The organism is Pseudovibrio japonicus (genome assembly GCF_014651595.1).
Taxonomy (GTDB): Bacteria; Pseudomonadota; Alphaproteobacteria; order Rhizobiales; family Stappiaceae; genus Pseudovibrio; species Pseudovibrio japonicus.
The window spans coordinates 1-18,928 of sequence record NZ_BMXE01000014.1 but is presented as its reverse complement, the minus strand read 5'-3'; the positions used below and the strand labels follow the sequence as shown (position 1 = coordinate 18,928).

The 18,928-nt window shown below is 51.7% G+C and carries 16 protein-coding genes and 1 tRNA gene; 16 read left to right on the top strand and 1 reads right to left on the bottom strand.

Annotated elements, in window-relative coordinates:
- From IE076_RS22370 to IE076_RS22315, 12 genes are all read left to right on the top strand, one after another.
- Window positions 1–222: EF-Tu C-terminal domain-related protein (locus IE076_RS22370; protein ID WP_503826846.1), on the top strand; the 222-nt coding region annotated here is incomplete at its 5' end.
- A 112-nt stretch (window positions 223–334) separates the two neighbouring features.
- A tRNA-Trp gene (locus tag IE076_RS22365) sits at window positions 335–410 on the top strand.
- A 121-nt stretch (window positions 411–531) separates the two neighbouring features.
- The gene (gene secE, locus IE076_RS22360) at window positions 532–723 is read left to right on the top strand and encodes a preprotein translocase subunit SecE (protein WP_189439012.1); all 192 of its coding nucleotides are present in this window, start codon (window positions 532–534) and stop codon (window positions 721–723) included.
- Window positions 724–762: 39 nt separating this feature from the next.
- Window positions 763–1,296 (top strand): transcription termination/antitermination protein NusG, encoded by a 534-nt coding sequence (gene nusG, locus IE076_RS22355; protein WP_054666824.1) that lies wholly within the window; start codon window positions 763–765, stop codon window positions 1,294–1,296.
- Window positions 1,297–1,416: 120 nt separating this feature from the next.
- On the top strand, window positions 1,417–1,845 hold the full coding sequence (gene rplK / locus IE076_RS22350; RefSeq protein ID WP_189439011.1) for a 50S ribosomal protein L11: 429 nt from the start codon (window positions 1,417–1,419) through the stop codon (window positions 1,843–1,845).
- A gap of 6 nt (window positions 1,846–1,851) precedes the next feature.
- A complete protein-coding gene (gene rplA, locus IE076_RS22345) occupies window positions 1,852–2,547 on the top strand; it encodes a 50S ribosomal protein L1 (RefSeq protein ID WP_189439010.1) in 696 nt (231 codons plus the stop codon).
- A 343-nt stretch (window positions 2,548–2,890) separates the two neighbouring features.
- Complete coding sequence (gene rplJ, locus IE076_RS22340; protein ID WP_189439009.1) at window positions 2,891–3,409, top strand: 50S ribosomal protein L10; 519 nt, start codon at window positions 2,891–2,893, stop codon at window positions 3,407–3,409.
- A gap of 60 nt (window positions 3,410–3,469) precedes the next feature.
- On the top strand, window positions 3,470–3,841 hold the full coding sequence (rplL, locus tag IE076_RS22335) for a 50S ribosomal protein L7/L12 (RefSeq protein WP_189439008.1): 372 nt from the start codon (window positions 3,470–3,472) through the stop codon (window positions 3,839–3,841).
- A gap of 202 nt (window positions 3,842–4,043) precedes the next feature.
- A complete protein-coding gene (gene rpoB / locus IE076_RS22330; RefSeq protein ID WP_189439007.1) occupies window positions 4,044–8,186 on the top strand; it encodes a DNA-directed RNA polymerase subunit beta in 4,143 nt (1,380 codons plus the stop codon).
- A 101-nt stretch (window positions 8,187–8,287) separates the two neighbouring features.
- Window positions 8,288–12,490 carry a DNA-directed RNA polymerase subunit beta' gene (gene rpoC, locus IE076_RS22325; RefSeq protein ID WP_189439006.1) on the top strand — a complete coding sequence of 1,401 codons (4,203 nt, stop codon included), beginning with the start codon at window positions 8,288–8,290 and terminating at the stop codon, window positions 12,488–12,490.
- Between the two features lie 164 nt (window positions 12,491–12,654).
- Window positions 12,655–13,017 carry a regulator gene (locus IE076_RS22320; protein WP_244649760.1) on the top strand — a complete coding sequence of 121 codons (363 nt, stop codon included), beginning with the start codon at window positions 12,655–12,657 and terminating at the stop codon, window positions 13,015–13,017.
- 198 nt (window positions 13,018–13,215) lie between these two features.
- Window positions 13,216–13,980: an SDR family oxidoreductase gene (locus tag IE076_RS22315; protein ID WP_244649759.1), complete on the top strand. Its 765-nt coding sequence runs from the start codon at window positions 13,216–13,218 to the stop codon at window positions 13,978–13,980.
- A 128-nt stretch (window positions 13,981–14,108) separates the two neighbouring features.
- Here the strand turns inward: IE076_RS22315 and IE076_RS22310 are convergent, their stop codons facing one another.
- Complete coding sequence (locus IE076_RS22310; protein ID WP_189439005.1) at window positions 14,109–14,573, bottom strand: NUDIX domain-containing protein; 465 nt, start codon at window positions 14,571–14,573, stop codon at window positions 14,109–14,111.
- Window positions 14,574–15,202: 629 nt separating this feature from the next.
- Here IE076_RS22310 and rpsL point away from each other — a divergent pair.
- The 4 genes from rpsL to IE076_RS22290 form a co-directional block, all read left to right on the top strand.
- Window positions 15,203–15,574, top strand: a complete 372-nt coding sequence (gene rpsL / locus IE076_RS22305; RefSeq protein WP_040617481.1) for a 30S ribosomal protein S12 — start codon at window positions 15,203–15,205, stop codon at window positions 15,572–15,574.
- Window positions 15,575–15,590: 16 nt separating this feature from the next.
- Window positions 15,591–16,061 (top strand): 30S ribosomal protein S7, encoded by a 471-nt coding sequence (rpsG, locus tag IE076_RS22300; RefSeq protein WP_189439004.1) that lies wholly within the window; start codon window positions 15,591–15,593, stop codon window positions 16,059–16,061.
- Between the two features lie 24 nt (window positions 16,062–16,085).
- Window positions 16,086–18,161 (top strand): elongation factor G, encoded by a 2,076-nt coding sequence (gene fusA, locus IE076_RS22295; protein WP_189439003.1) that lies wholly within the window; start codon window positions 16,086–16,088, stop codon window positions 18,159–18,161.
- 48 nt (window positions 18,162–18,209) lie between these two features.
- Window positions 18,210–18,928: GTP-binding protein (locus tag IE076_RS22290; RefSeq protein ID WP_189439002.1), on the top strand; the 719-nt coding region annotated here is incomplete at its 3' end.

Here is an 18,928-nt window from a genome sequence, read left to right as displayed (position 1 = left end):
CCATTCTTCACCAACTACCGTCCACAGTTCTACTTCCGTACAACTGACGTGACTGGTGTTGTTTCTCTGCCAGAAGGCACAGAAATGGTGATGCCTGGTGATAACGTAGCGGTTTCCGTTGAGCTGATCGTTCCGATCGCCATGGAAGATGGTCTGCGCTTCGCTATCCGTGAAGGCGGTCGTACCGTCGGCGCTGGTGTGGTAGCTGAAATCATCGAATAAGGACTTTAAAAGTCTTTACTTATCGTGTCGCGGTGTGTATTGCGGCACGGTTCCTTCCGGCAAGTTGGATTGTTGGTAGGTTGAGGTTTTTGTCCCGGGTACGGGACGTTGTAGGGGTATAGCTCAGTTGGTAGAGCGACGGTCTCCAAAACCGTAGGTCGCGGGTTCGAGCCCTGCTGCCCCTGCCATTTCTTCGAGAGTCAGAAAGATCTTGATTATTCGAAGCTGGTGGCATATGAAGAGTTTTTCAGGGATAGGGCGCGTGGATGAATCTACGCGCCCACCTGTCGTGTAATGGGCCGGGACCTAATGGCAAAAACCAATCCTTTTACATTTATTCAGCAAGTTCGCTCGGAAACCGCGAAGGTTACTTGGCCTACGCGCAAGGAAACCGGCGTGACCACGCTTATGGTTTTCATTATGGTTTTCTTTGCAGCGATGTTCTTCCTTGCTGCTGACCAGCTTATGAGCTGGGGTATCAGTATACTGCTTGGCTTCTAATTAAGCTTTCAGACAAATTTAATAGGAGCAGGATTTAAGATGGCTAAGCGCTGGTATATTGTTCACGCTTATTCGAATTTTGAGCGCAAAGTTGCCGAGTCGATTAAAGAAAGAGCGCAGCAACAGGGCCTTGAGGATTCATTTGACGAGGTTCTGGTTCCGACCGAGAAATTCGTAGAAGTGCGTCGTGGTCGTAAGGTTGATGCTGAGCGCAAGTTCTTCCCAGGTTACGTTTTGGTGAAGATGGAGATGAGCGATGACGCTTATCACTTGATCAACGATACGCCGAAAGTTTCGGGCTTCCTTGGTAATGACAAGAAGCCTATGCCGATTTCCGAGGCTGAGGCACAGCGTATTCTTAATCAGGTTCAGGAAGGTGTCGAAGCTCCGAAACCTTCTGTCAGCTTTGAAGTTGGTGAACAGGTTCGCGTCAGCGATGGCCCGTTTGCTTCCTTCTCTGGTCTCGTCGAGGAAGTCGATGAGGAACGGGCACGTCTGAAAGTGACTGTGTCCATCTTCGGCCGGGCTACCCCGGTTGAGCTTGAATACGGACAGGTCGACAAAGTCGGCTAAGTCCGGGTTGGGGCGGCAGGTGAGGGACACTTTCGTCGGTGTTCCGGAAGCCAGACCGCCCGCTCTCTTATCCAGTGAAACGCCTCGTTGCAGTTTCACAGATCCATTCTGGAGAGAATTATGGCGAAAAAGATTGACGGCTATCTAAAGCTTCAGGTGCCAGCAGGTTCTGCTACACCATCCCCACCAATTGGTCCTGCGCTGGGTCAGCGCGGTCTGAACATCATGGAATTCTGTAAGGCGTTTAACGCTAAGACCCAGGATGTTGAGAAGGGTTCTCCTTGCCCAACCATCATTACTTATTATTCCGATAAGTCTTTCACATTTGAGATCAAGACTTCTCCAGCTTCTTTCTTCATCAAGAAAGCTGCAAAGGTTAAGTCCGGTTCTGCGACTCCTGGTCGTGGCACTGTTGCGTCCATCACTAAGGCTCAGGTTCGTGAGATCGCTGAAGCTAAGATGAAAGACCTCAACGCTAACGATATTGAAGCAGCAATGCTGATGATCGAAGGCTCCGCCCGTTCCATGGGTGTGGAAGTTACGGAGTAATAGATCATGGCTAAAGTAGGTAAGCGCATTAAAGCTGCTCGCGAAGGTATCGACCGTAATAAAGAGTACGCAGTAAGCGAAGCTCTTGCAGTCGTTAAGTCCGGTAGCACAGCTAAGTTTGACGAGACCATTGAAGTTGCGATCAACCTTGGTGTTGATCCACGTCACGCTGACCAGATGGTTCGCGGTGCATGTGTTCTTCCAAATGGTACCGGTAAAACTGTACGTGTTGCAGTGTTTGCTCGTGATGCGAAAGCTGACGAAGCAAAAGCTGCTGGTGCTGACATTGTTGGCGCAGAAGAGCTGGTTAAAGAAGTGCAGGGCGGTACGATCAACTTCGATACCGTTATTGCAACTCCTGACATGATGCCACTGGTTGGTCGTCTTGGTAAGGTTCTTGGTCCTCGCGGCATGATGCCAAACCCTAAGGTTGGTACAGTGACCCCTGACGTGACCAAGGCTGTTAAAGACGCCAAGGGTGGTTCTGTACAGTTCCGCGTTGAAAAAGCTGGTATCATTCACGCTGGCGTTGGCAAAGCTTCTTTTGAGGCTTCCAAGCTGGAAGAGAACGTGAAAGCATTCGTTGATGCAGTGATCAAAGCCAAGCCATCCGGTGCAAAAGGTACTTACGTTAAGCGCGTAGCCCTTTCATCCACGATGGGACCAGGCATAAAGGTTGAACTTGGTTCTATTACCGAGTAAACACCTCTTCTATAAGACTTACCTCCCGCTTTCGTGTGGGAGGTTTTACCGCTGAAAGACTGTTATGGTCCTTCGGCATCCCTGTCCGAGACTGCAGGTGCCAACGCCCGTTGGTTTAAGTTTTCGTTAAGAAAGGCCTGCATAGATGGAGAAGAACTGATTTGGTTGACATGCAAACTTGCACTTCAACCTTGCGGTTCGAACCAAATTGCCTTGCTGCGTCTCTCCGGCGCGTAAGGGGACAGGACCCTAATCGTCGTTTTCGAGGCTGGGTTTGACCCAGTTTTGATGCGGCAAAGGCAAACCGGCGGCAATGAAAGTTGCTGCCAACTGGAGAAGGCAAGTGGAAAGAGCGGATAAGCAAAAGTTCGTCAGCGATTTCAACGAAGTGTTGTCTAACACTGGTGTTGCTGTCGTTGCGCACTACGCGGGTCTTTCAGTTTCTCAGATGACTCAGCTTCGTGCTGAGGCTCGTGAAGCTGGTGGTACCGTTAAGGTTGCTAAAAACCGCCTTGTCAAGCTTGCCCTTCGAGGCACTGAACTAGAGCACATCAGCGACCTGTTCAAAGGCCCAACTGTCATCGTTTATTCCGATGATCCAGTTGCTGCGCCTAAGGCTGCTGCTAACTTCGCTAAGGCTAACGAAAACTTCGTGATCCTTGGTGGTGCTCTTGGTTCAACTAACCTGGATACTGCTGGTGTTAACTCACTGGCAACGATGCCGTCCCTGGACGAGCTTCGTGGCAAGCTGGTTGGAATGATCCAAACCCCAGCTTCCCGTATTGCTCAGGTTACAAGCGCACCGGCCGGGCAGCTCGCTCGCGTCTTCAATGCGTACGCCGAGAAGGACCAAGCCGCGTAAGGCGGAACCACATAATTTTTGTCAAAACCAATATTGGTTCGAACAACAAGGTAATGAAAAATGGCTGATCTCGCAAAGATCGTAGAAGAACTCTCTGCACTGACCGTTATGGAAGCTGCTGAGCTGTCCAAACTGCTCGAAGAAGAGTGGGGCGTATCTGCTGCTGCTCCTGTAGCTGCTGTTGCTGTAGCTGGCGGTGCTGCTGAAGCTGCTGAAGAGCAGACTGAATTTGACGTTGTGCTTGCAGACGCTGGCGCTAAAAAGATCAACGTGATCAAAGAAGTGCGTGCGATCACCGGTCTTGGCCTGAAAGAAGCTAAGGAGCTCGTAGAGTCCGCTCCTAAGGCTGTTAAAGAAGGCGTAGAAAAAGCAGAAGCAGAAGAGCTGAAGAAGAAGCTCGAAGAAGCTGGTGCAAAAGTAGAACTCAAGTAAGACTGAGTTCTTCAGATATTGGTCCCGGAGCAATCCGGGACCTTTTTCCGTACCCTGGCGGGTTTCCCGGCCGGGGTAAACGTCCCAACGGGGGATGGTGCTGCAAGGCGCCTTTAGTGGACGGTTCTGGAAAGCTACGCTTCCGCCTTGTGCGGAACGTCGTTTTTCTGAACCGTCACCTTGAGTGATACGAGGAGCGACAATGACGCAGACGTTCAACGGTCGCAAGCGGGTCCGTAAGTATTTCGGATCCATCCGCGATGTAGCGGCTATGCCAAATCTTATCGAAGTGCAGAAGGCGTCTTATGACCAATTCTTGCAAGTCGGTAAACCTGAGGATGGTCGTGTTGACGAAGGCCTTGAGGCCGTATTTAAGTCCGTATTCCCCATTTCGGATTTTGCAGGCAATTCCCTTCTTGAATTCGTAGATTACGAATTTGAAGCACCAAAGTATGATGTGGAAGAGTGCCGCCAGCGTGATATGACTTACGCTGCGCCACTGAAGCTGACGCTTCGCCTCATCGTGTTTGATGTGGATGAAGATACTGGCGCAAAATCCGTTAAAGACATCAAAGAACAAGATGTCTTTATGGGTGATATTCCATTCATGACCGATAACGGTACTTTCGTTATCAATGGTACAGAGCGCGTTATCGTGTCTCAGATGCACCGTTCCCCGGGTGTATTCTTTGATCATGATAAAGGTAAGACCCACTCTTCCGGTAAGCTCCTGTTTGCCGCACGTGTGATCCCTTACCGTGGCTCCTGGCTCGATATTGAATTCGACGCCAAGGACATTGTGTATGCGCGTATCGACCGCCGTCGTAAGATCCCTGTGACATCCCTGCTGATGGCACTTGGTCTGGACAGCGAAGAGATTCTGAATACCTTCTACAACCGTATCGAATACGTGCGTACCGGCGATAACAGCTGGTCCATGCCGTTTGATGGTGCGCGTCTGAAGGGCACCAAAGCTGTCAACGACATGATCGATGCAGCCAGCGGTGAAGTGGTTGTTGAAGCTGGTAAGAAGATTACCGCTCGTACAATCCGTCAGTTGACCGAGAAGGGCGTTAAAGCTCTGAAGGGCACTGATGAGGAACTGTTTGGTCAGTACCTTGCTGAAGACGTTGTCGACATGGCAACCGGTGAGATCTACGCCGAAGCTGGTGAAGAGCTGACTGAGAAGTTGCTGGCCGAGCTGGTTGAGCGTGGCTACCACGATCTGCCTGTTCTGGACATTGACTACGTTAACGTTGGTCCATACATCCGCAACACCCTTGCAGCTGACAAAAATGACAGCCGTGAAGGTGCTCTGTTCGACATCTACCGCGTTATGCGTCCAGGTGAGCCGCCAACCATCGAAACTGCCGAGGCTATGTTCCAGTCTCTGTTCTTCGATGCTGAGCGCTACGACCTGTCCGCTGTTGGCCGCGTGAAGATGAACATGCGTCTTGACCTTGAGTGTGAAGACACTGTTCGTGTTCTGCGCAAGGAAGACATCCTTTCTGTTATCGGTCTGCTGCTCGATCTTCGTGATGGTCGCGGCGAAATCGATGACATTGATAACCTTGGTAACCGTCGTGTTCGTTCTGTTGGCGAACTGATGGAAAACCAATACCGTGTTGGCTTGCTGCGTATGGAACGTGCGATCAAGGAGCGTATGAGCTCTGTTGAGATCGACACTGTCATGCCGCAGGATCTGATCAACGCAAAACCTGCTGCAGCTGCTGTTCGTGAGTTCTTCGGTTCTTCCCAGCTGTCTCAGTTCATGGACCAGACCAACCCGCTTTCTGAAGTAACGCACAAGCGTCGTCTTTCAGCACTCGGCCCTGGTGGTTTGACCCGTGAGCGCGCAGGCTTTGAAGTTCGTGACGTTCACCCAACCCACTATGGTCGTATCTGTCCGATTGAAACACCGGAAGGTCCGAACATTGGTCTGATCAACTCACTGGCAACCTTCGCACGTGTGAACAAGTATGGCTTTATTGAAAGCCCATACCGCCGTGTTGTTGACGGTAAGGTGACGACTGACGTTGTCTATCTCTCCGCTATGGAAGAGAGCAAGTACTACGTTTCTCAGGCCAATGCGACGATGAACGACGACGGCACTTTTGCCGACGAGTTGATTCAGTGTCGTCATGCTGGTGAAAACATTCTGGTCACCTCCGATCGTGTTGACCTGATGGATGTTTCTCCAAAGCAGCTGGTTTCCGTGGCAGCCTCGCTCATTCCGTTCCTTGAGAACGATGATGCGAACCGCGCGCTGATGGGTTCCAACATGATGCGTCAGGCTGTGCCGCTCGTTCGTGCACAGGCGCCATTTGTTGGTACCGGTATGGAGCCAATCGTTGCTCGTGACTCTGGAGCTGCTATCGGCGCGCGTCGCGGCGGTGTGGTTGATCAGGTTGATGCGACACGTATCGTTATTCGTGCAACTGAAGATCTGGATCCTTCCAAGTCCGGCGTAGACATCTACCGCCTGATGAAGTTCCAGCGTTCCAACCAGGATACCTGTATCAACCAGCGTCCGCTGGTGAACGTGGGTGACCGGGTTCGTAAGGGCGATATCATTGCGGACGGTCCTTCGACCGATCTGGGTGATCTGGCGCTTGGCCGTAACGTTATGGTCGCGTTCATGCCTTGGAACGGCTACAACTTCGAGGATTCCATCCTTCTTTCCGAGCGTATCGTTCGCGATGACGTGTTCACCTCCATCCACCTCGAAGAATTCGAAGTGATGGCGCGTGATACAAAGCTTGGTCCTGAAGAAATCACTCGCGACATTCCAAACGTTTCTGAAGAAGCGCTGAAGAACCTCGACGAAGCTGGCATCGTGTATGTTGGTGCTGAGGTGAAACCTGGCGACATTCTCGTTGGTAAGATCACTCCAAAGGGCGAGAGCCCAATGACACCGGAAGAAAAACTTCTGCGTGCGATCTTCGGTGAGAAAGCTTCTGACGTTCGTGACACGTCCATGCGTCTGTCTCCAGGCGTTTCAGGTACCGTTGTTGAAGTTCGTGTATTCAACCGCCACGGCGTTGAAAAAGACGAACGCGCGATGGCTATCGAGCGCGAAGAGATTGAACGTCTTGCGAAGGACCGTGACGACGAACAGGCGATCCTTGACCGTAACGTCTATGGCCGTCTGGCCGAGATGATCATGGGTCATGCGGCTGTTGGTGGTCCGAAGAACTTCCGCAAGGGCGTTGAGATCGACGGAAACGTTCTGAACGAGTTCCCACGTTCTCAGTGGTGGCAGTTTGCTGTCGAAGACGAGCAGCTGATGAGCGAGCTGGAAGCGCTTCGTGGTTCTTATGATGAGAGCCGTAAGCGTCTTGAGCAGCGCTTCATCGACAAGGTTGAGAAGCTGCAGCGTGGTGATGAATTGCCACCTGGCGTGATGAAGATGGTTAAGGTCTTTGTTGCGGTTAAGCGTAAGCTTCAGCCTGGTGACAAGATGGCTGGTCGTCACGGTAACAAGGGTGTGGTTTCCAAGATCAACCCATGTGAAGACATGCCGTTCCTTGAGGATGGTCAGCACGTGGACATCGTTCTGAACCCGCTCGGCGTGCCATCACGTATGAACGTTGGTCAGATTCTTGAAACGCACCTTGGTTGGGCTTGTGCCGGCATGGGTCAGAAGATCGGTGAGCTTTACGATGAATATCGTAAGTCTGGCGAGATCGAAGCGCTTCGTGGCAAAGTTATCGAAATCTACGGCGACAACATCAAGGGTGAGCCGGTTAAAGAGTACGATGATGAAGGCATTGCCAAACTAGGTGAGCAGCTACGTCATGGCGTTTCCATCGCGACCCCGGTCTTCGATGGTGCACGTGAGCCTGACGTTGTTGACATGCTGAACATCGCTGAGATGAAGCCTTCTGGTCAGTCCACATTGTATGATGGACGTACCGGTGAGCAGTTCGACCGTCAGGTCACTGTGGGTTACATCTACATGCTCAAGCTTCACCACCTGGTTGACGACAAGATCCACGCGCGTTCTATCGGACCTTACTCTCTTGTTACTCAGCAGCCGCTGGGTGGTAAGGCGCAGTTCGGTGGTCAGCGCTTCGGTGAGATGGAAGTGTGGGCGCTTGAAGCTTATGGCGCAGCGTACACCTTGCAAGAAATGCTCACTGTTAAGTCTGATGACGTGGCTGGTCGTACCAAGGTTTACGAAGCAATCGTCCGGGGTGATGACACATTCGAGGCAGGTATTCCTGAGAGCTTCAACGTTCTCGTCAAGGAAATGCGTTCCCTGGGCCTCAATGTCGAGTTGCAGGATAAGGAACCGCGTCAGAAAGCCAATGATGACGCTGAAGCAATCGATGCCGCGGAATAAGACCTTTCAAGGTATTTCGCTGTAAGTCATGTATTCATGCCGGAAGAGGGGAGCCTGCTCACTAGCACGCTCCCCAAACCGCGCATTTTAGGAGAGAGCTGATGTCGCAAGAGGTCATGAACCTATTCAATCAACAGGCTCCCGCACAGACCTTCGATCATATCCGCATCTCGATCGCCAGCCCGGAGAAAATTCTGTCCTGGTCGTTCGGTGAGATTAAAAAGCCGGAGACGATCAACTACAGAACCTTCAAGCCAGAGCGCGACGGGCTGTTCTGTGCACGGATTTTTGGTCCTATCAAGGACTATGAGTGCTTGTGCGGTAAGTATAAGCGCATGAAATATAAAGGCGTTATCTGTGAGAAGTGTGGCGTTGAAGTCACCTTGTCACGTGTACGCCGTGAACGTATGGGCCACATTGAGCTTGCTGCTCCTGTTGCTCATATCTGGTTCCTGAAGTCGCTGCCATCTCGTATCGGCATGCTGCTGGATATGACGCTTAAGGATCTTGAGCGCATCCTGTACTTCGAGAACTACGTTGTTATCGAGCCGGGCCTTACTCCTTTGAAGCTGCGTCAGCTGCTTTCTGAAGAAGAGTATGTTGCTGCTCAGGACGAATACGGTGAAGACAGCTTCACTGCGATGATTGGTGCTGAAGCGATCCGCGAGATCCTTGCCAGCATGGATCTGCAGCGCGAATCTGAAAAGATCCGTCAGGAGATTGCAGAGGCAACCACTGAGCTGAAGCCTAAGAAACTGGCGAAGCGTCTGAAGGTTGTTGAAGCGTTCATCGAGTCCGGAAACCGTCCTGAATGGATGATCCTGACCGTTGTTCCTGTGATTCCACCGGATCTGCGTCCGCTGGTTCCGCTGGATGGTGGCCGTTTTGCTACGTCTGACCTGAACGATCTTTATCGTCGTGTGATCAACCGTAACAACCGCCTGAAGCGCCTGATCGAGCTTAAAGCTCCAGACATCATTATCCGTAACGAAAAACGTATGCTGCAGGAATCTGTAGATGCGCTGTTCGATAATGGTCGTCGCGGTCGTGTGATTCAGGGTGCAAACAAGCGTCCTTTGAAATCCCTTTCAGACATGCTGAAGGGTAAACAGGGTCGTTTCCGTCAGAACCTTCTTGGTAAGCGCGTGGACTACTCCGGTCGTTCCGTTATTACCGTGGGTCCTGAACTGAAGCTGCACCAGTGTGGTTTGCCGAAAAAGATGGCGCTTGAGCTGTTCAAGCCGTTCATCTACTCCCGTCTTGACGCCAAGGGCTACTCTTCCACTGTTAAGCAGGCGAAGAAGCTCGTTGAAAAAGAGCGTCCGGAAGTTTGGGATATTCTTGATGAAGTGATCCGCGAGCACCCGGTTCTTCTGAACCGCGCGCCAACGCTTCACCGTCTTGGTATTCAGGCATTCGAACCTACCCTGATTGAAGGTAAGGCAATCCAGCTGCACCCGCTCGTCTGTTCTGCGTTTAACGCTGACTTCGATGGTGACCAGATGGCTGTTCACGTTCCGCTTTCTCTGGAAGCGCAGCTTGAAGCCCGTACCCTCATGATGTCTACCAACAACATTCTGCATCCGGCGAACGGCGCACCGATCATCGTTCCGTCTCAGGATATTGTTCTTGGTCTTTACTATCTGTCTATCATGGCAGAAGGTGAGCCGGGTGAAGGCATGGCCTTCGGTAACATGGGTGAGCTGCATCACGCGCTTGAGAATGGTGTTATCACTGTTCACTCCAAGGTTCGTGGCCGCTTCAAGTCTGTTGACGAGCTGGGCAACCCAACCTCTGAAATCCATGAGACAACCCCTGGTCGTCTGATGATTGCAGAGCTGCTGCCGAAGCACTTTGAAGTGCCGTTCGACATCTGTAACAAGCTGATGACGAAAAAAGAGATCTCTAAGATGATCGACACGGTTTACCGTGCCTGTGGTCAGAAAGAGACCGTCATCTTCTGTGACCGTGTTATGCAGCTGGGCTTCAAGAACGCATGTCGCGCTGGTATCTCCTTCGGTAAGGATGACATGGTTATCCCTGGTACGAAGGCGACACTGGTTGATCAAACCACCACATTGGTTGCTGAATACGAACAGCAGTACAATGACGGTCTGATCACTCAGGGCGAGAAGTACAACAAGGTTGTTGACGCCTGGGCGAAGTGTACCGACAAAGTTGCTGATGAAATGATGGGCCGCATCTCTGCGACCGAGTTCGAAGAGGACACAGGTCGTCAGAAACAGATGAACTCTGTTTACATGATGGCGCACTCCGGTGCTCGTGGTTCTCCAGCACAGATGAAACAGCTCGGTGGTATGCGTGGTCTGATGGCGAAGCCGGATGGCTCCATCATCGAAAACCCGATTATCGCGAACTTTAAAGAAGGTCTGTCGGTTCTCGAGTACTTCAACTCCACCCACGGTGCCCGTAAGGGTCTGGCCGATACGGCGTTGAAGACTGCGAACTCCGGTTACCTGACCCGTCGTCTTGTTGACGTTGCACAGGACAGCATCATTCTTGAAGTTGACTGTGGTTCCGAAAACGGAATTACCGTTCAGCCAATCGTTGATGCCGGTAACGTGATCGCGACCCTTGGTATGCGTGTTCTTGGCCGTACGGCTGCAGAAGATGTGGTGAACAACAAGACTGGTGAAGTCATTGTTCCTCGCGGTCGTCTGATTGACGAGAAGGACGTTGAGCTTATCGAAGCTGCCAAGGTCCAGATGGTCAAGATCCGCTCCGTGCTGACCTGTGAAACCAGAACCGGTGTATGTGCGACCTGTTATGGCCGTGACCTTGCACGTGGTACTCAGGTGAACATTGGTGAGGCTGTTGGTGTTATTGCTGCGCAGTCCATTGGTGAACCAGGTACACAGCTGACCATGCGTACGTTCCACATTGGTGGTACGGCACAGGTTGTTGATAGCTCCTTCATCGAATCCAACTTTGAAGGCACTGTGACGCTTCGTAACCGCAACGTAGTTCGCGATTCTGATGGCAATAACATTGTCATGGCGCGTAACATGTCTGTTGTGATTGTTGACAGTGACGGCAATGAGCGTTCTTCCCACCGCCTGAATTACGGTGCGAAGGTGTTTGTTGACGAAGGCGATACCATCAAGCGCGGTGACCGTATTTCTGAATGGGATCCATACACCCGTCCGATCCTGACCGAAGTTTCTGGTCGTGTCGGCTTTGAAGATCTGGTGGATGGTGCATCTGTTCAGGAAACTGCCGATGAGGCGACAGGTATCACCAAGCGTGTGGTCATTGACTGGCGCTCTTCTCAGCGTAGTGCTGATCTGAAGCCTGCAATTGTTGTTCAGGACGAAAGCGGTAAGATCAAGAAGCTGGGTCGCGGTGGCGATGCTCGTTCTCTGCTCTCCGTTGACGCGATCCTGTCGGTTCAGCTGGGTGACACGGTTTCTGCTGGTGACGTTCTTGCACGTATTCCTCTGGAATCTGCGAAGACGAAAGACATTACCGGTGGTCTGCCACGCGTTGCTGAACTGTTTGAAGCACGTCGTCCAAAAGATCATGCGGTTATCGCAGAAATCGATGGTACGATCCGTTTCGGTCGCGACTACAAGAACAAGCGTCGGATTATCATCGAGCCAAACGATGAGAGCCTGGAGCCTGTCGAGTACCTGATTCAGAAGAACAAACACTTCCACTTGCAGGAAGGTGATGCCATCGAGAAGGGTGAATACCTGATCGACGGTAATCCAGCTCCGCATGACATTCTTGCGATTAAGGGCGTTGAGGCACTGGCTGCCTTCCTCGTCAACGAGATCCAGGAAGTTTACCGTCTGCAGGGCGTGGGCATCAACGATAAGCACATCGAGGTGATTGTTCGCCAGATGCTGCAGAAAGTTGAAATCACTGATCCGGGTGAAACCGAGTTCTTCTCAGGTGAGCAGGTTGATAAGATCGACTTCGAAGAAGCAAACGCACGTGCGGTCGATAATGCACGTGATCCTGCTAAGGGTGTTCCGGTTCTGCTGGGTATCACCAAAGCAAGCTTGCAGACTCGTTCGTTCTTCTCTGCTGCATCGTTCCAGGAAACAACCCGCGTTCTGACCGAGGCAGCTGTCTTCGGTAAGACCGATCCGCTGGACGGTCTGAAAGAGAACGTGATTGTTGGTCGCCTGATCCCTGCGGGTACAGGTGGAGCGATGAACCGCACTCGCAAGATTGCGACACTGCGTGATGATCTGATTCAGGATGCCCGCCGTGCAGCGTCTACTGCTGCTAGCGCGGACTCCATGCTGGAAGATCTGAGCCGCAGCGGCCAGCTCTAATGAGCCGGACAATTTAAGTTCAGGCAGAGCCGCCCCTCGGGGCGGCTTTTCCGTTTTCGGCAAGCCGTTGATGAGGACCGAATCCCGGATTGGCGAAAAATAGATTGCACGTATCTCGCAGTGGGGCCCATAACGGGTTGATGGGATACGATTTTGAGAATTGAATGAGTGCGCCTCTCTCTGGCCTGACCGGATTGATCACACGGCGCAATGAGGGAACCGATATGTCTGAGATGAACGGCGAAGCAAATGGTGAGGACACACCTCCAGTGGTCTACCTGATTATGGGTAGAGCATGGAAAGAAGAGGGGGGTGATGAAGAAGACGGCATTCCATTCCACGTCATGGTGACGGCCCCTGATGATGATGGTGCAGTGCGCCGCGCGGTGGAAGCACTCGGTGAGCAAGGATTTGTTGATGCAGCGCTGGATCAGCTGGGTTACATCACCGAGGTGCCGGAAGAAGAGTTCTTCGTTCAGCCCTATAAAGACGCGCTAGCTGGCAATGTTTCTGTGATCACATTCTAAGGTGAGATCACCGACCTGATATTTGGGTTTGATGAAAGGAGAGGGTGACCTCTCCTTTTTTGTGTTTTGCACGGTGAGGAATAGCAATGTGCCTTTGCTGAGGTTGCCCCGTAGATTGCGCTGGAGTTCATCAGATCTGTGAGTACATTGATCTGCAGGTCTTGTGTTTTAGGCCTGATTCAAGTGGAGAGAATACTCTTGGAAATTGCTGCTTCGAAGATTGTATTGGTAACGGGTGCCAGTAAGGGCATTGGCCAAGCTACCGCCGTCGCATTTGCCAAAGCCGGATATAATGTTTGTGTAAACTATCATTCTGACAAGTCCGGAGCGGACGAGACCGTTCAGCGATGCAGGGATCTTGGCGCGCGCGCGATTGCTATTGGTGCGAACGTTGCTGACCAAGAGGCTGTTCGCCAAATGTTTGTCACCTGTGATGACAGCCTTGGGTCGGCGACTTGCCTCGTAAACAATGCCGGCATCATAGGGGGCGCATCCTCATTGGTGGATTTAGATAGTGCGGCATTGGTTTCTACTTTCCAGTCGAATGTCTTCGGTATGATTTATTGTATGCAAGAAGCGGCAAAGCGAATGAGAACCGACGAAGGTGGTTTGGGCGGTGCGATTGTAAATATGTCCTCAGTTGCTGCAGCACTAGGGAGTCCAGGGGAGTATGTTCATTATGCTGCATCAAAAGGCGCTGTCGAAACATTGACGATTGGTGCAGGGAAAGAGCTTGGACCACTCGGCATTCGTGTGAATGCGATCCGTGTGGGAACAACTGCTACCGATATGCACCACCGGGAGGGGAACCCTGATCGCCCTAAAATGGTCGCTGCTGCTACTCCCCTTGGACGGATAGCCGAACCATTGGATATTGCAGAGGCAGCTGTGTGGCTGGCTTCTTCCGCCGCCGGATTTGTAAGCGGAACAACGTTGACCGTAGCTGGTGGTCTTGCTCCCTAGCCAGTTCGAGTGATGTTTGTACAATGACGCCAAACCATACCTTTTCGATTTAGCAGTACTTACCCTCAAAAGGGCCGTACAGAATTCTCGTGCAAACTCTAAGAAACCGACGCTCCATAGAAATGAAGTCAAGTCAGGGCGGGCCGGTTCAGCTGTGCGCCTAGTGGGTTGGTTTCTGTGATCCGGAACAGGTGTGGCAGGACAAAGTTGACGGCCTCGTGAAAGATCCGGTGCCATGTTTGGTCGAGGGGGTTGCTCAGCGGATGCCAGAAGAATGAAAAGGTGTGTCCAAAGTCATCGAGTGTTTCATGTTGCCAGGCTTGTGGAAGTCCGGAGGTATGGCCTGCGAAAAAGTGCCAGAGGTGGTTGTCGCTTCCGATTGGGAGGGAACCGATAGGGTGAAGGCGCGCGTTCAGCTTAAGTCCGCTTTCTTCATTCAGCTCTCTTTGGGCTGCTGCCGATGGCTCCTCTCCAACTTCGATCGTTCCTTTGACCAGTTGGTTTCCCGCGAGGGGATGGGTGAATGCCAGCAACTCAACATGGTGGTTTTGCTGGCGCAGTATGATTGGGCAGGCTTTCTCAATGAGGGGCATGGTTGTTGCCTCGTTCCTTTCCGATCCGGTGCCAATAGTACAGAGAGACTTATCGGTGTCACCTATGATTGCGGATGTGATGTCGGTCGTCTTGAGGCGTGCAGTATTTGCTACTAGAGGGTTTTACTCAATTTGTTTGAGACCTTTAAGAATCAGATGCCACGTAGAAGTGACGGTGAGTCAGAGTAGAGCTGTGCTTAACTTCCCCTTAATGCTTGGAGTCAAACTGAAATGAAGACTTAAGCACCTCGAAATTTTAGGGTCTTTTGCGAGGAAGTTGCTGAAACCGCCCGAAACTTGGGATAGGTGGCCGGAATCTGGGCGTGTGCGCCCAAGAATCTCTTGGAAAGGACTTGACGAACAGTGTGTTGATGAGTAGTTTCCGGCCAACCTTATGGCAGGCAGTAAGCAATGTCCTTCTCCTGAGGCGCCTCGCCTCGGAGTACTGAAGCTTAAACGCTGTCGGGTTCAAAGGCGAATACAAGTCGAATGCAAGACCGCGGTTCACTCCGTGGTCCTCTGGTTTCGCAGCGCCCTCCGCGGATTTTTGTCCGTGGACAAGGTGCGCGTGCGTATGTCTACCAGAAACTGCGTCCGGTCGAAGAGCAAAAGTAGTTAAAGGGCAAGTTATGCCAACGATCAACCAGTTGATCCGCAAGCCGCGCAAGGTGCCGGCGAAGCGGAACAAAGTTCCAGCGATGGAAGCATGCCCGCAGAAGCGCGGCGTGTGTACTCGCGTTTATACCACCACTCCTAAGAAGCCTAACTCAGCGCTTCGTAAAGTGGCTAAGATCCGTCTCACCAACGGTTTCGAAGTAATTGGTTACATCCCGGGTGAAGGTCACAACCTCCAAGAGCACTCCGTTGTCATGATCCGTGGTGGTCGTGTAAAGGATTTGCCAGGTGTTCGTTACCACATCATCCGCGGCGTTCTTGACACCCAGGGTGTTAAAGATCGTAAACAGCGTCGTTCCAAGTATGGCGCTAAGCGTCCGAAATAATAGGATATAGACCGATATGTCCCGCCGTCACGCCGCTGAAAAGCGTCAAGTTATTCCGGATCCAAAGTTCGGAGATATCGTCGTTACTAAGTTCATGAACGCAGTAATGCTCGATGGTAAAAAATCCACTGCAGAACGCATCGTATACGGTGCATTCGATGCGATCGAAGCGAAAGCTAAGGCTAACCCACTCGAGATGTTCCATCAGGCGCTCGAAAACGTTATGCCACAGGTAGAAGTTCGCTCTCGCCGCGTTGGTGGTGCAACATACCAGGTTCCAGTCGAAGTTCGTACTGAACGTCGTCAGGCACTGGCTATCCGCTGGCTGATTTCTGCAGCTCGCGGTCGTAACGAAACCACAATGGTTGGTCGTCTGTCTGGCGAATTGCTGGATGCTGCGAATGGCCGTGGTAACTCCGTTAAGAAGCGCGAAGACACCCACCGGATGGCTGAAGCTAACCGTGCGTTCTCGCACTATCGTTGGTAATCTCCCGAGATCGAGGCTGACGTTATGTCACGTACGCACAAAATTGAGGACTACCGTAACTTCGGCATCATGGCACACATCGATGCTGGTAAGACGACCACTACAGAACGTATTCTGTACTACACTGGTAAGTCCCATAAAATCGGTGAAGTTCATGATGGCGCAGCCACCATGGACTGGATGGAGCAGGAGCAGGAGCGTGGTATTACCATTACCTCTGCTGCTACCACTGCACACTGGAACGGTAAGCGTCTGAACATCATCGACACCCCAGGTCACGTTGACTTCACTATTGAAGTTGAGCGCTCCCTGCGTGTTCTTGATGGTGCTGTTGCACTTCTCGATGCGAATGCTGGTGTTGAACCTCAGACTGAGACCGTATGGCGTCAGGCTGATAAGTACAACGTTCCACGCATGATCTTCGTCAACAAGATGGACAAGCTCGGTGCTGATTTCTACCGCTGTGTAGAAATGATCGAGAAGCGTCTTGGTGCAAACCCACTTTGCCTGCAGCTGCCAATCGGCGCTGAGAGCGAATTTGCGGGTGTTGTTGATCTTCTGAAGATGAAGGCACTGGTTTGGAATGGTGAAGCTCTCGGCGCAAGCTGGGATGAAGTGGACATTCCTGCTGACCTTGCTGACCGTGCTGTAGAGTTCCGCGACAAGCTGATCGAAGGCGCTGTTGAAGTCGACGAAGAAGCAATGGAAGCTTATCTGGAAGGTGAAGAGCCATCCTTTGAGAAGCTTCAGGAGCTGATCCGTAAAGGCACCATCGCTGGTGACTTCGTTCCAGTTCTTTGCGGTACTGCATTTAAGAACAAGGGTGTTCAGCCTCTGCTCGACGCAGTTGTTGACTACCTGCCTTCTCCAGTTGAAGTTCCTGCCATTAAAGGCATCGACGCTAAGACTGAAGAAGAAACTACCCGTGAATCTTCTGATGAAGAGCCACTGGGTATGCTCGCATTTAAGATCATGAACGACCCGTTCGTTGGATCTTTGACCTTCGCACGTATCTACTCTGGTGTTCTGAACAAAGGTTCTTCCGTTCTTAACACTGTTAAGGGTAAGCGCGAGCGTGTCGGTCGTATGATGCAGATGCACTCAAATTCCCGCGATGACATCGATGTAGCCTACGCAGGTGACATTGTTGCTATCGCAGGCCTGAAGGACACCACTACTGGTGATACTCTTTGTGATCCTCTCAAGCCTGTTATCCTGGAGCGCATGGAGTTCCCGGATCCGGTTATCGAGATCGCTGTAGAGCCTAAAACCAAAGGTGACCAGGAGAAGATGGGTCTTGCCCTGAACCGCCTGGCTGCTGAGGATCCGTCCTTCCGCGTGAAGACAGATGAAGAGTCCGGCCAGACAATCATTGCTGGTATGGGCGAACTTCACCTGGACATCCTTGTTGATCGCATGAAGCGTGAATTCAAGGTTGAAGCAAACATCGGTGCACCTCAGGTTGCTTACCGTGAAACCATTACCAAGCCTGCGGATGTGGACTACACCCACAAGAAGCAGTCTGGTGGTACTGGTCAGTTTGCTCGCATCAAACTCTCAATCGAGCCAAATGTAGTCGGCGAAGGTTTTGCGTTTGATAACACGATTGTTGGCGGTAACGTTCCTAAGGAATACATCCCTGGTGTTTCCAAGGGTATCGAATCCGTCATGTCCTCCGGTCCACTCGCTGGGTTCCCGATGGTCGACATTAAAGCTACCCTCACTGATGGTGCTTACCACGATGTTGACTCTTCTGTGCTCGCGTTTGAGATCGCAGGTCGTGCAGGTTTCAGAGAAGCTGTGGCTAAAGCAGGTCCGAAGCTTCTGGAACCTATCATGAAGGTTGAGGTTGTCACTCCAGAAGACTATATGGGTGACGTGATTGGTGATCTGAATTCACGTCGTGGTCAGATTGCTGGTACCGAAAACCGCGGTGTCGTGACCGTTATCACTGCTATGGTTCCGCTGGCTAACATGTTTGGCTACGTAAACAACTTGCGTTCCATGTCCCAAGGACGTGCGCAGTATTCCATGGTGTTCGATCATTACGACCAAGTCCCGCAGGCTGTTGCTGACGAGGTTATGGCGAAATACGCCTAACCTTATTCAGACCAGTCAAAGGGATTCAAGAGAGAACGGAGAGATCCGATGGCTAAAGAAAAATTTGAACGTAATAAGCCGCACGTCAACATTGGCACAATTGGCCACGTTGACCACGGTAAAACTACACTGACCGCTGCTATTACCAAGCAGTTCGGTGATTTTAAAGCATACGACGAAATCGATGGTGCTCCTGAAGAGCGTGCACGTGGTATTACCATTTCCACTGCGCACGTTGAGTACGAAACCGATGCTCGTCACTACGCACACGTTGACTGCCCAGGCCACGCTGATTATGTGAAAAACATGATCACCGGTGCTGCGCAGATGGACGGCGCGATCCTCGTTGTTAACGCTGCAGACGGCCCAATGCCTCAGACTCGTGAGCACATCCTGCTCGCTCGTCAGGTTGGTGTGCCTGCGCTGGTTGTCTTCATGAACAAGGTTGACCAGGTTGACGACGAAGAGCTTCTCGAGCTCGTAGAAATGGAAGTTCGTGAGCTTCTGTCTTCCTACGAATTCCCAGGCGACGATATTCCAATCATCGCTGGTTCTGCTCTTGCAGCTCTGGAAGATCGTGATCCAGCAATTGGCTCCGAGAAAATCGCTGAGCTGATGGCTGCTGTTGACGAGTACATCCCAACTCCGGACCGTCCACGCGATCTGCCATTCCTGATGCCGATCGAAGACGTGTTCTCTATCTCTGGCCGTGGTACTGTTGTAACCGGTCGTGTAGAGCGTGGCATCGTTCACGTTGGTGACGAAGT

Bases quoted from the DNA above. Each gene is read 5' to 3' on its own strand.
- secE (WP_189439012.1), top strand. From the start codon at position 532: ATGGCAAAAACCAATCCTTTTACATTTATTCAGCAAGTTCGCTCGGAA.
- nusG (WP_054666824.1), top strand. From the start codon at position 763: ATGGCTAAGCGCTGGTATATTGTTCACGCTTATTCGAATTTTGAGCGC.
- rplK (WP_189439011.1), top strand. From the start codon at position 1,417: ATGGCGAAAAAGATTGACGGCTATCTAAAGCTTCAGGTGCCAGCAGGT.
- rplA (WP_189439010.1), top strand. From the start codon at position 1,852: ATGGCTAAAGTAGGTAAGCGCATTAAAGCTGCTCGCGAAGGTATCGAC.
- rplL (WP_189439008.1), top strand. From the start codon at position 3,470: ATGGCTGATCTCGCAAAGATCGTAGAAGAACTCTCTGCACTGACCGTT.
- rpoB (WP_189439007.1), top strand. From the start codon at position 4,044: ATGACGCAGACGTTCAACGGTCGCAAGCGGGTCCGTAAGTATTTCGGA.
- rpoC (WP_189439006.1), top strand. From the start codon at position 8,288: ATGTCGCAAGAGGTCATGAACCTATTCAATCAACAGGCTCCCGCACAG.
- IE076_RS22320 (WP_244649760.1), top strand. From the start codon at position 12,655: ATGAGTGCGCCTCTCTCTGGCCTGACCGGATTGATCACACGGCGCAAT.
- IE076_RS22310 (WP_189439005.1), bottom strand. From the start codon at position 14,573: ATGCCCCTCATTGAGAAAGCCTGCCCAATCATACTGCGCCAGCAAAAC.
- rpsL (WP_040617481.1), top strand. From the start codon at position 15,203: ATGCCAACGATCAACCAGTTGATCCGCAAGCCGCGCAAGGTGCCGGCG.
- rpsG (WP_189439004.1), top strand. From the start codon at position 15,591: ATGTCCCGCCGTCACGCCGCTGAAAAGCGTCAAGTTATTCCGGATCCA.
- fusA (WP_189439003.1), top strand. From the start codon at position 16,086: ATGTCACGTACGCACAAAATTGAGGACTACCGTAACTTCGGCATCATG.